Genomic DNA, 13,546 nt, shown 5'->3' with positions numbered 1-13,546 from the left:
CAGATAGAGAAAGGCAACCCGTTTCCCTCTGGGGGAGCGGGGGAGCCGTCCGACTCCCGTGACCGAGCCTGAATGATGAACACTGCATACCGCAAGAACCTGCCAGGCACCGCCCTGGACTATTTCGATGCCCGCGCCGCGGTCGAGGCCATCAAGCCCGGCGCTTACGGCAGCCTGCCGTACACCTCCCGCGTGCTCGCCGAAAACCTGGTGCGCCGCTGCGACCCGGCCACCCTGGACGCCTCGCTCGGCCAACTGATCGAGCGCAAGCGCGACCTCGACTTTCCCTGGTTCCCGGCCCGCGTGGTGTGCCACGACATTCTCGGCCAGACCGCCCTGGTCGACCTCGCCGGCCTGCGCGACGCCATCGCCGACAAAGGCGGCGACCCGGCTGCGGTCAACCCGGTGGTGCCGGTACAGCTGATCGTCGACCACTCGTTGGCCGTCGAGTGCGGCGGTTTCGACCCCCAGGCGTTCGACAAGAACCGCGCCATCGAAGACCGTCGCAACGAGGACCGCTTCCACTTCATCAACTGGACCAAGAAGGCGTTCAAGAACGTCGACGTGATCCAGCCCGGCAACGGCATCATGCACCAGATCAACCTGGAGAAGATGTCGCCGGTCATCCACAGCGACCGTGGGGTGGCCTACCCGGACACCTGCGTCGGCACCGACAGCCACACCCCGCATGTCGACGCCCTGGGTGTGATCGCCATCGGCGTCGGCGGCCTGGAGGCCGAGAACGTCATGCTCGGCCGCGCCTCGTGGATGCGCTTGCCGGAGATCGTCGGTGTCGAGCTGAGCGGCAAACTGGCGCCGAACATCACTGCCACCGATCTGGTACTGGCCCTGACCGAGTTCCTGCGCAAGCAGAAGGTGGTGGGCGCCTATCTGGAGTTCTATGGTGAAGGTGCCCGTGCGTTAACCCTCGGCGACCGTGCAACCATTTCCAACATGGCGCCGGAATACGGCGCGACCGCTGCGATGTTCGCCATCGACCAGCAGACCATCGATTACCTCAAGCTGACTGGTCGCGACGAGCAGCAGGTCCAGCTAGTGGAAACCTACGCCAAGGCCACCGGCCTGTGGGCTGACGCCCTGGCCGACGCCGAGTACGAACGCGTGCTGCAATTCGACCTGTCGAGCGTGGTGCGCAACATGGCCGGCCCGTCCAACCCGCATGCCCGCGTGGCCACCAGCGACCTGGCAGCCATGGGCATCGCCGGTGGCTGGGATGACGTGCCTGGCCAGATGCCCGATGGTGCAGTGATCATTGCCGCCATCACCAGTTGCACCAACACCAGCAACCCGCGCAACGTGATTGCCGCGGGCCTCCTGGCGCGCAACGCCAATCGGCTGGGCCTGGCACGCAAACCGTGGGTCAAGTCGTCGCTGGCGCCGGGTTCCAAAACCGTGCAGCTATACCTGGAAGAAGCCGGGCTGGAGAAGGAACTGGAACAACTGGGCTTCGGCATCGTCGCCTTCGCCTGTACCACCTGCAATGGCATGTCTGGTGCGCTGGACCCAGTGATCCAGCAGGAAATCATCGACCGCGACCTCTACGCCACAGCGGTGCTGTCGGGCAACCGCAACTTCGACGGGCGCATCCACCCTTACGCCAAACAGGCGTTTCTCGCCTCGCCGCCGCTGGTGGTGGCCTATGCCATCGCCGGCACCATCCGCTTCGACATCGAGAAGGATGTGCTGGGTGTGGTCGACGGCAAGGAAATCCGCCTCAAGGACATCTGGCCCAGCGACGAAGAGATCGACGCAGTGGTGCGCGCGGCGGTCAAGCCGGAGCAGTTCCGCAAGGTCTACATCCCGATGTTCGCCATCGAGGAAGACCGTGGGCCAAAAGTCACGCCACTGTACGACTGGCGCCCGATGAGCACTTACATCCGCCGCCCGCCGTACTGGGAAGGCGCCCTGGCCGGTGAGCGCACATTGCGCGGCATGCGCCCGCTGGCGGTGCTGCCGGACAACATCACCACCGACCACCTGTCGCCTTCCAATGCCATCATGCTGGACAGTGCAGCTGGCGAGTACCTGGCGAAAATGGGCCTGCCGGAGGAGGACTTCAACTCCTACGCCACCCACCGCGGCGACCACCTGACTGCGCAGCGCGCCACCTTCGCCAACCCCAAGCTGTTCAACGAAATGGTGCGCAAGGACGACGGCAGCGTGAAGCAGGGCTCGCTGGCGCGTATCGAGCCGGAAGGCCAGGTGACGCGCATGTGGGAAGCCATCGAAACCTACATGCAGCGCAAGCAACCGCTGATCATCGTGGCCGGTGCCGACTACGGCCAGGGCTCGTCGCGCGACTGGGCGGCGAAGGGCGTGCGTCTGGCCGGTGTCGAGGCGATCGTGGCCGAGGGCTTCGAGCGCATTCACCGCACCAACCTGGTGGGCATGGGTGTGTTGCCGCTGGAGTTCAAGGTGGGCACCGATCGCAAAACCCTGGGCCTGGATGGCAGTGAGACCTACGACGTGCTGGGCGAGCGCAAGCCGCGTGCGACCCTGACGCTGGTGGTCACCCGTCGCAACGGTGAGCGGGTGGAGGTGCCGGTGACTTGCCGCCTGGATACCGCTGAAGAAGTGTCGATTTACGAGGCGGGCGGGGTGCTGCAGCGCTTTGCCCAGGATTTCCTCGAAGCAACCGCTTGATGGAGCAGACCATGGCACATGCAGCACAAGTCAGAATTCCCGCCACGTATATGCGTGGCGGTACCAGCAAAGGCGTGTTTTTCCGTTTGCAGGATTTGCCGCAAGCGGCTCAGGTACCTGGCCCGGTCCGCGACGCCTTGCTGCTGCGGGTGATCGGCAGCCCCGACCCCTATGCCAAGCAAATCGACGGCATGGGCGGCGCGACGTCCAGCACCAGCAAGACGGTGATCCTGTCGCCAAGCTGCAAGCCTGACCATGATGTGGACTACCTGTTCGGTCAGGTCGCCATCGACAAGGCCTTCGTCGACTGGAGCGGTAACTGCGGCAACCTGTCCGCTGCCGTCGGCTCGTTCGCCATCAGCAGCGGCCTGGTCGAGCCTTCGCGTATTCCACGTAACGGCGTGGCCATTGTGCGTATCTGGCAGGCCAATATCGGCAAGACCATCATCGCCCATGTGCCGATCACCGAGGGTGAGGTTCAGGAGACGGGCGACTTCGAGCTCGATGGGGTGACATTTCCCGCCGCTGAAGTGCAGCTTGAGTTTCTCGACCCGGCCGCCGACGAGGATGGCGGCGGCGGGGCGATGTTCCCCACCGGCAACCTGGTGGATGATCTGGAGGTGCCTGGTATTGGCACGTTCAGAGCCACCTTGATCAATGCGGGTATCCCGACCATTTTCGTCAATGCCGCCGATATCGGCTACACCGGCAGCGAGCTGCAGGACGCCATCAACGGCGATGCCCAGGCGCTGGCGCGTTTTGAAACCATTCGCGCCTACGGCGCCGTGCGCATGGGCTTGATCGAGCATGTCGACCAGGCTGCCGGACGTCAGCACACGCCGAAGGTGGCTTTCGTTGCGCCGCCGAGCACCTACACTGCGTCCAGTGGCAAGGCGGTCGCGGCGGCCGACATCGACCTGCTGGTGCGGGCATTGTCCATGGGCAAGCTGCACCACGCGATGATGGGTACCGCTGCGGTGGCCATTGGGACCGCAGCCGCCATTCCGGGCACGCTGGTCAACCTCGCCGCAGGCGGGGGCGAGCGCAGTGCCGTGCGCTTCGGTCATCCTTCTGGCACCTTGCGGGTTGGGGCTGAGGCCAGCCAGGCAAATGGCCAATGGACGGTAACCAAGGCAATCATGAGCCGTAGCGCTCGCGTGCTGATGGAAGGCTGGGTGAGAGTGCCCGGCGATAGCTTCTGACGCACCACCTGCGCTGGGCTTTCGTAGATGGGGCTGTAACGCAGCCCCAATGCACAGGAGCTGACTATGAGCGCCAACGTGGACCTGAACGAGCGCCCCGACTACGACGGGGTGCTGCAAACCCTCGCCGACTATGTCCTCACCTACCGGGTCGAGTCGCCGGAGGCTTTTGACACCGCGCGCAATTGCCTCATGGATACCCTGGGCTGCGGCCTCCTGGCCCTGCGCTTCCCTGAATGCACCAAGCATCTAGGCCCACTGGTGGAGGGCACCGTGGTGCCCAACGGTGCCCGCGTGCCCGGCACCAGCTACCGTCTTGACCCGGTCAAGGCGGCCTGGGACATCGGCTGCACGGTACGTTGGCTGGATTACAACGACACCTGGCTGGCCGCCGAGTGGGCTCACCCCTCGGATAACCTGGGCGGCATTCTGGCGGTGGCTGATCACCTGTCGCAAAAGCAGGTGGCCAAAGGTGAAGCCCCGTTGCTGATGCGCGAAGTACTCGCGGCGATGATCATGGCGCACGAGATCCAGGGTGTGCTGGCGCTGGAAAACGCCTTCAACCGTGTTGGGCTCGATCACGTGATTTTGGTCAAGGTCGCGTCCACGGCGGTCTGTGCCAAGCTGATGGGGGCCAACCGCGAACAACTGCTCTCGGCCTTGTCCCATGCCTTCGTCGACGGCCAGGCGCTGCGTACCTATCGCCACGCGCCGAACGCCGGCTCGCGCAAGTCCTGGGCTGCCGGCGATGCGTCCAGCCGAGGTGTGCGCCTGGCCGATATTGCGCTGCGTGGCGAGATGGGTGTGCCCGGGGTGCTGACCGCGCCGCAGTGGGGCTTTTACGACGTTTCGTTCAGCCATACCAACAAGGACCTGGCGCTCAAACCCTCCGCCCAGCAGGCGCTCAGCCTGCCGCAGCCTTTGGCCAGTTACGTGATGGAGAACGTGCTGTTCAAGGTCAGCTTCCCGGCCGAATTTCATGCCCAGACGGCCTGCGAGGCAGCGGTAACCCTGCACCCGAAGGTGCGCAACCGCCTTCATGAAGTCGACCGTATCGTCATCACTACCCAGGAATCGGCAATCCGCATCATCTCCAAGGTCGGCCCCCTGGCCAATGCCGCCGACCGTGATCATTGCCTGCAGTACATGGTGGCTGTCCCGCTGATTTTCGGCCATTTGGTGGCCGAGCATTACGAAGATGCCTTTCATGCGGCCCATCCGAGCATCGACCGTCTGCGCGAGAAGATGGAGGTGGTCGAGGATCCGCGCTTCACGCGTGAATACCTGGAGGCGGACAAGCGCTCGATTGCCAATGGCCTTCAGGTGTTCTTCAAAGATGGCAGCAGCACCGAGCAGGTGGTGGTGGAGTACCCGGTCGGGCACCGGCGCCGGCGTGGGGAGGGGATTCCGTTACTTGAAGCGAAGTTCAGGGAGAACCTGGCAACGCGGTTTTCGCGCCAGCGCTGCAGGGAAATTTTCGAGCTGTGCGAAGATCAGCAGCAGCTTGAGCGCACGGCGGTGCACCGATTCGTGGACTTGTTCGTGATCTGAGTAATGCCTGCCATGCAGGCAAAAAAACGCCCCGAACCAGTCGGGGCGTTTTCAGTGTCGCTGCAGGGCCTTACTTGCCTTCCCAGCGCTTGAGCACCAGGGTGGCGTTGGTGCCGCCAAAGCCGAAGCTGTTGCTCATCACGGTGGTGAGCTTGGCATCTTCGGTCTTGCGAACGATTGGCAGGTCCGCAACTTCCGGATCCAGCTCGTCGATGTTGGCGGAGCCGGCGATGAAGTCGTTTTCCATCATCAGCAGGCAGTAGATCGCCTCGTGCACGCCAGCGGCGCCCAGCGAGTGGCCCGACAGGCTCTTGGTCGAACTGATCTTCGGTGCCTTGGTGCCAAACACTTCGCGCACACCTTTCATTTCCGCAACGTCACCGACCGGGGTCGAGGTGCCGTGGGTGTTCAGGTAGTCGATTGGCGTGTCGACGGTGGACAGCGCCTGCTGCATGCAGCGGATGGCGCCTTCGCCGCTTGGGGCGACCATGTCGTAGCCGTCGGAAGTGGCGCCGTAGCCGACGATTTCCGCGTAGATCTTGGCGCCACGGGCCAGGGCGTGTTCCAGCTCCTCGACCACCACCATGCCGCCACCGCCTGCGATGACGAAGCCATCACGGTCGGCGTCGTAGGCGCGCGAGGCCAGTTCCGGGGTTTCGTTGCGCTTGGTCGACAGGGCGCCCATGGCATCGAACAGGAACGACTGGCTCCAGTGCTCTTCTTCACCGCCGCCGGCGAAGACGATGTCCTGCTTGCCCCACTGGATCTGCTCCAGCGCGGTGCCGATGCAGTGCGCGGAGGTGGCGCAGGCCGACGAGATCGAGTAGTTGATGCCCTTGATCTTGAAGGGGGTGGCCAGGCACGCCGACACGGTGCTGCCCATGGTGCGGGTGACGCGGTACGGGCCGACGCGCTTGACGCCCTTCTCGCGCAGGGTGTCCAGCGCTTCCATCTGGTTCAGGGTCGAGGCGCCGCCGGAGCCAGCCACCAGGCCGGTGCGCGGGTTGGAAACCTGCTCTTCGGTCAGGCCGGCGTCCTTGATCGCGTCCTGCATCGCCAGGTAGGCGTATGCCGCAGCATGGCCGACGAAGCGATAGACCTTGCGGTCGATCAGTTCTTCGAGGTTGAGGTCGATGGAGCCGGAAACCTGGCTACGCAGCCCCTGTTCCTTGTATTCCGGGTTGTAACGGATACCCGGACGGCTGTTGCGCAGGTTTTCGGTGACGGTAGCTTTGTCATTGCCCAGGCACGATACGATGCCCAGACCAGTGATAACGACGCGGCGCATGCGAATAACCCTTAGAAATTGTCAGTGGAGGTGAACACGCCGACCCGCAGGGCTTCGGCCGTGTAGATCTCGCGGCCGTCAACGCTGACCGAGCCATCGGCGATGGCCATGTTCAGCTTGCCCTTCAGGACGCGCTTGATGTGAATGTTGTAGGTGACTTTCTTGGCGGTAGGCAATACCTGGCCGAAGAATTTCACTTCACCCGAACCCAGGGCGCGGCCACGGCCTGGCAGGCCCTGCCAGCCGAGGAAGAAGCCCACCAGCTGCCACATGGCGTCGAGGCCCAGGCAGCCCGGCATTACCGGGTCGCCTTCGAAGTGGCAGGCGAAGAACCACAGGTCCGGGGTGATATCCAGCTCGGCGACCAATTCACCTTTGCCGTACTTGCCGCCTTCTTCGCTGATATGGGTGATGCGATCGACCATCAGCATGTTCGGCGCGGGCAGTTGCGCATTACCTGGGCCGAACAGCTCACCGCGACTGCAGCGCAGCAGGTCTTCCCGAGTAAAGGCGTGTTGTTTGGTCATGCGAGCTCCTCAATAACCCCCTGTGGCAGGGGATGAATCTTCCCGGCCAACCCGGCATCTCTCCGGGTGGCAGCCTACAGGTAGACTATTGCGTTGTGGTGAAAGTCACAGCGCACCTGGCGAAAGAAGTACAGGTGTGCACTGAAACGTCTATTTTCAGGTCCGACGAAGGTCCTGTCCAGTCCTTAAGACTGCCGCACTTTAGCATTTATCGCCAGTCGCGGCTGTCCGGCCAGGTAGCCAGCGCTGTAATACCCGCTGCAACTCGGTGCGGCGGAAGGGTTTGCTCAAGTAGTCGTTCATGCCAGCGGCGATGCAGCGCTCGCGGTCGCCCTGCAGGGCATTGGCGGTCAAGGCGATGATCGGTAGCTCGCCACCGCTGGGCAGCAGGCGAATGCGCCGGGTGGCTTCGTAGCCATCCACGTGCGGCAGGCGGCAGTCCATCAGGATCGCGGCAAAGTGCTGTTGGCGGACTTGATCCACGGCCTGAATGCCATCGTGTGCCACGCTGACCTCCAGCCCCAGGCTGCGCAACATGGCCTCGATGACGCTTTGATTGACTGGATTGTCCTCGACCAGCAGGATGCGTTCACCTTCCGCCAGCATCCCTTGGGCCGGCGCGGCACCGGGCAATGCCGTCGGCACGCTGTTGGCCAGTGCCAGCGGCATCTCCAGGGTAAAGGTCGAACCCAACCCTTCGCGGCTTTCGCCACGCAACTTGCCGCCCATGCGTTCAGCCAGGGTGCGGGCGATGGACAAGCCCAGGCCGGTCCCCCCATAGCGCCGCGAGATCGAGCTGTCGGCCTGCTGGAAGGCGACGAACATCATTTCCAGGCGCTCGCTGTCGATACCGATGCCGGTGTCGCGCACGCTGCAGGTAAACCAGAGTGTCTGCCTGTCGAGCACCTGCCAGCGGGCGTCGACCTGCACCTGACCGCGCTCGGTGAACTTCAAGGCGTTGCCAACCAGGTTGAGAAGGATCTGGCGAATGCGCGTCGGGTCGCCGATCACGTGCGCCTGATCGCTTGCGGCTGGAAGGTGCACGTGCAGTTCCAGGCCCTGCTGCTGCGCGCTGTGCTGGAACGGCTGCACGCTGCTGATGATCAACTCGCCGAGGTTGAAGTTGATGTGTTCCAGCTGCAAGGTGGTGCGCTCGATCCGCGAGAAATCAAGAATGTCGTTGATCACCTTGAGCAAGTGCCCGGTGGATTCGCTGGCCACTGCCGTGTATTCGGCCTGTTCACCGGTCAGCGGGGTGGTTTCCAGCAACTGCAACATGCCCAGCACGCCATTCATGGGCGTGCGCAGCTCATGGCTCATCATTGCCAGGAATTCCGATTTGGCGCCGTTGGCCTGCTCGGCTTCCTCGCGGGCCTGGATCAACTGGGCCATGGCTTGCTTCTGTTCGGCACTGGCCTGTTCCAGGGCGCTGGCGAGGTTGTTGATGTGGCGCGCCAGGTGGCCCAGCTCGCTGTCATCGACTACCGGCAACGGTGCGTTGTACTCGCCCTGTTGGATGGCCTTGACCGCGTGCCCCATGTCGCTGATCGGCTTGGCCAGGCTCATGGCCAGGCGGCGGGCGAGGAGGAAGGTGAACAGCAGGGCAAACAGGGCCAGGATGCCGGCCTTGATCACGATTTCCTGCTGACGCTGGCTGAAGGCGTCATCCGACATCCCGACGATCACCCGCCCCAGGTAGTCGTCGCCAATCGACGGGGGCGGCGCATTGCCCTGCTGCAGGAAGTCGTTGTCCAGCCGGATCTGCTGCAGGCGAATCGGTGCCTGGAACACCTCCACCCGTTGCGCTCGGTTGGCGCTCTCACCGGACTGCTCGACATACACCAGGACGTTGTTGCGGCTGTCCTGAACCTCCAGGAAGCGCACATGGGGGATGCTCAATGTGGCACGCATCAGGCCTTCGAGCACTTCATTGTTGCCTGAAATCACCCCATATTCGGATGCCGGGGCCAGCTGATTGGCGATCAGTTGCCCGGTGTGATTGAGCTCCTGGCGCAAGTCCTGGATACGCACGAATGTGAAGAAGCTGATCAGCAGCAAGGTCAGCAGCAGCGCGGGGCCCAGGCTGATGATTTGGGTACGGGTGTGGATGTCCCAGCTCAGGCGTTTGCTCATGGGGTGGGTTCTCCTTCAGCCAAGGCTTTGGCAGTGGCGGTCGGATCGATAGGTTCAAGGCCCAGGGCGCGTGCCACCTGCTGGTTGCCGCTGACCCCGAAACGTGCCGGATACAGGCTGCGTGGCCAGCGCGACGGCGGGTGGTCGAGCAACTGGTCGAGCACCGCCAACCAGTCGTCCTGGTCGCTGTAGGTGCTGGCCAGGGCGCCGGCGCGAACGAAGCCCGCATTGGGGCCTATCAGCGCCATCTGCCGGCCATAGCTGCTGAGCAGCAGATTCTTTGCGGTCTTGGAGTTGTACAGGTCGGGGTCGTCGAGGCCGAGCAGCACGTCGCTGCTGCCCAGTACATGTTGCAGAGGGCGGCTGTCACGTTGGTCCGGCCAGTCCTGGGCAATGACTTCCAGGCCCAGCGGGCGGGCCGCCTGACGCAGCTCATCGAGCAGAAAATAGCTGTTTTCGCCATACAGCACGCCAATCCGCTGGGCCTGCGGCAGCAGATAGCGGGCGAGGCGCAGCTGCCGCGCCAGTGGCGCGTCACTCCACAGCAAGGTCAAGTAACCGGGGCGGGACTTTCCCAGGCGCTGTTCGGCCTGCACCCGGCTGATACGCATGGCCAGCGCTGGCGGCCCGCGGGTTTCGCCCAGACGCCATTCCAGCGCGGCGCTGTCCAGCAGCACCAGGCGTGTGTCTGCGTTGAGCTGGCCGGGATGGGGCAGTTCGCTGACGGTCTGGAAGCGCACGTGGTCGTGGCCGCGGCGGCTTTCCAGCGCCGCGACAAAGCTGCGGATGCCAGGCTGATCCTCGCCACCGACCAACAGGATCTCGCTGGCAGACAGCGAGCCCAGTGGCCATAGGCAGAACAGCAGCAGGCGCAGCAATCGAGCCATCAGAACTCCAGCTCCGCGCTCACGCTCAGGCGATGCCGGCTGTCGTAACGGTTCTGAACGGCGGTCGTGGGTTCGTCGTCCAGGCGCTGCTGCCATAACGCGGCTAGTTCAAGGTTGCTGCCCTGGATACGGAACCGCTTGGCCAGGCGCAGGTCGAGGCGCTCGAAGCGATACTGGTTGAGTGCATTGTCGCCATAGTAGAACAGCGCGCTTGACCAGCCCTGGCCCCATTCGCGCATCCAGCCCGCCGAGCCACTGTTGCGCGCCGTGTTGGTGCTGTCAGCACGGTTGCTGGCCCAGGCGTCGACGTAGGCGTAGGTGAAGCGCAAACGGTCACTGCGCGTCGGGCGCCAGTCCAGCTGCGCTTCACTGCCGCTGAAGCGCGCCTTGTTCGCGTTGCTGGCGATGTACTGATTGTTTTTCAAGGGTTCGCTGATCATCCCGGTGATCTCGTCGTAGAACAACTTCACATCCATGTTCAGGTCGAAGTCGCTGAACTGGCCGTTATACCCCAGTTCGCGCGAGCGCATGCGTTCCTGATCGAGATCCCCTGGCCCGCGGGTCTTGACGAAGTATTCGGCGTTCTGCTGGCCGAATGCGGGCGGGGTCAGATTCTTGACCGTATAGCTCCAGTTGACGTTGTTCTCGAACATGTCCGGCGAACGCACAGCCTCGGAGTACACCGCACGTAGGCCATGGCGCGGTGTGATCAGGTAGTTGACCGCCATGCGCGGGGTCAACGAGCTGCCGGACAGCTGCGAGTCTTCGAACATCGCACCGCCTTGCACGATCCAGTGCTCGTCAGCGCGCCACTCCAGTTGGCCGAACAGGCGCCAGGTCTGGTCGTCGAGGCTGCCGTCAAAGTAAGTCTGTGAGTCGGCGCGATCATAGCGGTAGTTCATGCCGCTGAGCAGGCGCAGGCTGTCGGTCAGGCTCAGGGTGTCCTGGATTTCCAGGTCGTAGCGGGTTTCCCGGGTGCTCTGATCGACGTCGCCACAGACCACGTTACTCCCGCCCTGGTTGTTCCACTGGTCCTTGATTGCATCGACCAGCGCCTGTTCTTCGGGGTTGTTGCTGCTGGGTGGATTGTTGGCTCCACGTGCGACCAGCTCGGCGAAATTCGGGTTCAGCTGCCACAGGCGGGTCAGCTCAGGGCTGAACGACAGCGCCGCATCGCAGGCGCGCCAGACCTGCTGGCGGTCGAAGTGCTGAGCCGAGCCCTGAACGTAAAGGCTGTGCTCCGGGTTGAAATCGATGTTCCAGCGCACCGAGCCTGCGTAATCCTTGGCATTGACGTCGGCGTTGTCGCCCCTTGTGGTCACGAAGGGGAAGACGGGCTGATACGTATAGGGCCGCTGATTGCTGCCTTCCTTGGCCGCCAGTTGCCATTCCAGCGTCTGATTCAGCGCCAGGTTATGGCTGACGCTGAGGTTGAAGCGGTTCAGGCGGCGGCTGTCGCGGTAGTCCTGGCCGTTTTGGTTTTCGTCGAAACCGTCATCTTTCTGACCCGACACCGACAAGCGCAGGTCACCCCCTTCCCAGCCGAGACCGTGGCTGAGGTAGTAATCATCGATGCCGTCCTGGCCACGGGTCAACTTCATACGGGTGCCGTGGCTGTCAGCGGGATTGCGGGTGAGGATGTTGACCACTGCCATCAGCGCATTGGCACCGTAGCTGACGGTGTTTGGGCCGCGAAACACCTCGATGCGCTCGATATCTTCCAGCGCCACCGGGATGTCGCTCCAGTCCACTGTGGCCAGGCCCGCGCGGTACACCGAGCGGCCGTCGATCAGCACTTGCATGCGCCGCGCTTCGTTGACATTGGTGCCGTGGTAGTTGACGGTCGGCTGGTTGCCGGCGCCGTAGCCGATCATCATGCCCGGCACCAGGCGCAGCAGCTCGGGGATGTCGCGGGCGCCGCTGGCGCGGATCAGGTCGCTGTCGATCACGGTCATGCTGCCCGGCACGGCCGCCGGGGATTGTTTCAGCCGGGTGGCGGTCAGAACCTGCGGCAGGTCGGAGTTGTCGAGGAACAGGTCGTCGGCCATCGCCGGGCCGCCGAGCAATGCGGTCAATAGCAGCAGGCGAGGGTAGGGGGGCGTGCCAGGGAACACGATACGGCCTTGTATCAGAGTTGAGACAGGCATGTTAACTGACCGTGACGGTTTTGCCAGTGATCTGCGGCACGGACACTGGTTCTGTCGCAAGCGCGCCGTATAATGGCCCGGTCGCCACTTAACTTATGGCTTTAACGGATTGAATATGACTGAACAGCAACCTGTTGCAGTTCTGGGCGGCGGCAGCTTCGGCACCGCTGTGGCCAACCTGCTGGCGCAGAACGGCGTGCCGGTGCGCCAATGGATGCGCGACCCCGAGCAGGCCGAGGCCATGCGTGTCAATCGCGAGAACCCGCGCTACCTCAAGGGCATCCGCCTGCATGACGGTGTCGAGCCGGTCAATGACTTGCTGGCCACCTTGCAGTCCAGCGACCTGGTGTTTGTCGCATTGCCTTCCAGCGCGCTGCGCAGTGTCCTGGCACCGCATGCCGATTTACTGCGCGGCAAATGCCTGGTCAGCCTGACCAAGGGCATCGAAGCGCAGAGCTTCAAGCTGATGAGCCAGATTCTCGAAGAGATCGCGCCCCAGGCGCGCATTGGCGTGTTGTCCGGGCCCAATTTAGCCCGCGAGATCGCCGAGCATGCACTGACCGCCACCGTGGTCGCCAGCGAAGATGAAGACCTTTGCCAGCGCGTGCAGGCCGTGCTCCACGGCAGCACCTTCCGGGTGTACGCCAGCAGCGACCGCTTCGGCGTCGAGCTGGGCGGGGCGTTGAAGAACGTCTACGCGATCATCGCCGGCATGGCGGTGGCGCTGGGCATGGGCGAGAACACCAAGAGCATGCTGATCACCCGCGCGCTGGCAGAGATGACTCGCTTTGCCGTGAGCCAGGGCGCCAACCCGATGACGTTCCTCGGCCTTGCCGGGGTCGGCGACCTGATCGTCACCTGTTCTTCGCCCAAAAGCCGCAATTACCAGGTCGGCCATGCCCTGGGCCAGGGCCTGAGCCTGGAGCAGGCGGTCAACCGCCTGGGCGAGGTGGCCGAAGGGGTCAATACGCTCAAGGTGCTCAAGGCCAAGGCCGAGGAAGTACAGGTCTACATGCCGTTGGTGGCCGGCCTGCACGCCATTCTGTTCGAAGGCCGTACGCTGAACCAGGTGATCGAACGCCTGATGCGCGCCGAGCCCAAGACCGACGTCGACTTCATTTCCACCAGCGGTTTCAACTGAGCCGAA

General features: G+C 63.6%; 9 protein-coding genes. 4 read left to right on the top strand and 5 right to left on the bottom strand.

The features are described 5' to 3' along the window. Positions 1 to 75: 75 nt before the first annotated feature. The 3 genes from acnD (at position 76) to prpD (ending at position 5,417) form a co-directional block, all read left to right on the top strand. The gene (gene acnD / locus ACIQUF_RS14660) at positions 76 to 2,664 is read left to right on the top strand and encodes a Fe/S-dependent 2-methylisocitrate dehydratase AcnD (protein ID WP_403133539.1); all 2,589 of its coding nucleotides are present in this window, start codon (positions 76 to 78) and stop codon (positions 2,662 to 2,664) included. 11 nt (positions 2,665 to 2,675) lie between these two features. Beyond that, positions 2,676 to 3,866, top strand: coding sequence for a 2-methylaconitate cis-trans isomerase PrpF (gene prpF / locus ACIQUF_RS14655; protein ID WP_403132579.1), 1,191 nt, complete (start codon positions 2,676 to 2,678; stop codon positions 3,864 to 3,866). Between the two features lie 66 nt (positions 3,867 to 3,932). Then, positions 3,933 to 5,417, top strand: coding sequence for a 2-methylcitrate dehydratase (gene prpD / locus ACIQUF_RS14650; protein ID WP_403132576.1), 1,485 nt, complete (start codon positions 3,933 to 3,935; stop codon positions 5,415 to 5,417). 70 nt (positions 5,418 to 5,487) lie between these two features. Here prpD and fabB read toward each other — a convergent pair whose 3' ends face one another. From fabB to ACIQUF_RS14625, 5 genes are all read right to left on the bottom strand, one after another. Beyond that, the gene (fabB, locus tag ACIQUF_RS14645) at positions 5,488 to 6,705 is read right to left on the bottom strand and encodes a beta-ketoacyl-ACP synthase I (RefSeq protein WP_403132573.1); all 1,218 of its coding nucleotides are present in this window, start codon (positions 6,703 to 6,705) and stop codon (positions 5,488 to 5,490) included. Positions 6,706 to 6,716: 11 nt separating this feature from the next. After that, the gene (fabA, locus tag ACIQUF_RS14640) at positions 6,717 to 7,232 is read right to left on the bottom strand and encodes a 3-hydroxyacyl-[acyl-carrier-protein] dehydratase FabA (RefSeq protein ID WP_012315334.1); all 516 of its coding nucleotides are present in this window, start codon (positions 7,230 to 7,232) and stop codon (positions 6,717 to 6,719) included. A 201-nt stretch (positions 7,233 to 7,433) separates the two neighbouring features. Next, on the bottom strand, positions 7,434 to 9,365 hold the full coding sequence (locus tag ACIQUF_RS14635) for an ATP-binding protein (protein ID WP_403132570.1): 1,932 nt from the start codon (positions 9,363 to 9,365) through the stop codon (positions 7,434 to 7,436). After that, the gene (locus ACIQUF_RS14630; RefSeq protein WP_403132568.1) at positions 9,362 to 10,252 is read right to left on the bottom strand and encodes an ABC transporter substrate-binding protein; all 891 of its coding nucleotides are present in this window, start codon (positions 10,250 to 10,252) and stop codon (positions 9,362 to 9,364) included. Before ACIQUF_RS14630 ends, ACIQUF_RS14635 begins: the two co-directional genes overlap by 4 nt. After that, positions 10,252 to 12,399 carry a TonB-dependent receptor plug domain-containing protein gene (locus ACIQUF_RS14625; RefSeq protein ID WP_403132566.1) on the bottom strand — a complete coding sequence of 716 codons (2,148 nt, stop codon included), beginning with the start codon at positions 12,397 to 12,399 and terminating at the stop codon, positions 10,252 to 10,254. Before ACIQUF_RS14625 ends, ACIQUF_RS14630 begins: the two co-directional genes overlap by 1 nt. A 115-nt stretch (positions 12,400 to 12,514) precedes the next feature. Here ACIQUF_RS14625 and ACIQUF_RS14620 point away from each other — a divergent pair, with 115 nt between their 5' ends. Beyond that, positions 12,515 to 13,540, top strand: coding sequence for an NAD(P)H-dependent glycerol-3-phosphate dehydrogenase (locus ACIQUF_RS14620; protein WP_403132565.1), 1,026 nt, complete (start codon positions 12,515 to 12,517; stop codon positions 13,538 to 13,540). Positions 13,541 to 13,546: the final 6 nt, after the last annotated feature.

Source organism: Pseudomonas sp. NPDC090233, assembly GCF_044772285.1.
GTDB lineage: Bacteria > Pseudomonadota > Gammaproteobacteria > Pseudomonadales > Pseudomonadaceae > Aquipseudomonas.
This window is presented reverse-complemented; position numbering and strand designations above follow the sequence as displayed.

Bases quoted from the DNA above. Each gene is read 5' to 3' on its own strand.
- acnD (WP_403133539.1), top strand. From the start codon at position 76: ATGAACACTGCATACCGCAAGAACCTGCCAGGCACCGCCCTGGACTAT.
- prpF (WP_403132579.1), top strand. From the start codon at position 2,676: ATGGCACATGCAGCACAAGTCAGAATTCCCGCCACGTATATGCGTGGC.
- prpD (WP_403132576.1), top strand. From the start codon at position 3,933: ATGAGCGCCAACGTGGACCTGAACGAGCGCCCCGACTACGACGGGGTG.
- fabB (WP_403132573.1), bottom strand. From the start codon at position 6,705: ATGCGCCGCGTCGTTATCACTGGTCTGGGCATCGTATCGTGCCTGGGC.
- fabA (WP_012315334.1), bottom strand. From the start codon at position 7,232: ATGACCAAACAACACGCCTTTACTCGGGAAGACCTGCTGCGCTGCAGT.
- ACIQUF_RS14635 (WP_403132570.1), bottom strand. From the start codon at position 9,365: ATGAGCAAACGCCTGAGCTGGGACATCCACACCCGTACCCAAATCATC.
- ACIQUF_RS14630 (WP_403132568.1), bottom strand. From the start codon at position 10,252: ATGGCTCGATTGCTGCGCCTGCTGCTGTTCTGCCTATGGCCACTGGGC.
- ACIQUF_RS14625 (WP_403132566.1), bottom strand. From the start codon at position 12,399: ATGCCTGTCTCAACTCTGATACAAGGCCGTATCGTGTTCCCTGGCACG.
- ACIQUF_RS14620 (WP_403132565.1), top strand. From the start codon at position 12,515: ATGACTGAACAGCAACCTGTTGCAGTTCTGGGCGGCGGCAGCTTCGGC.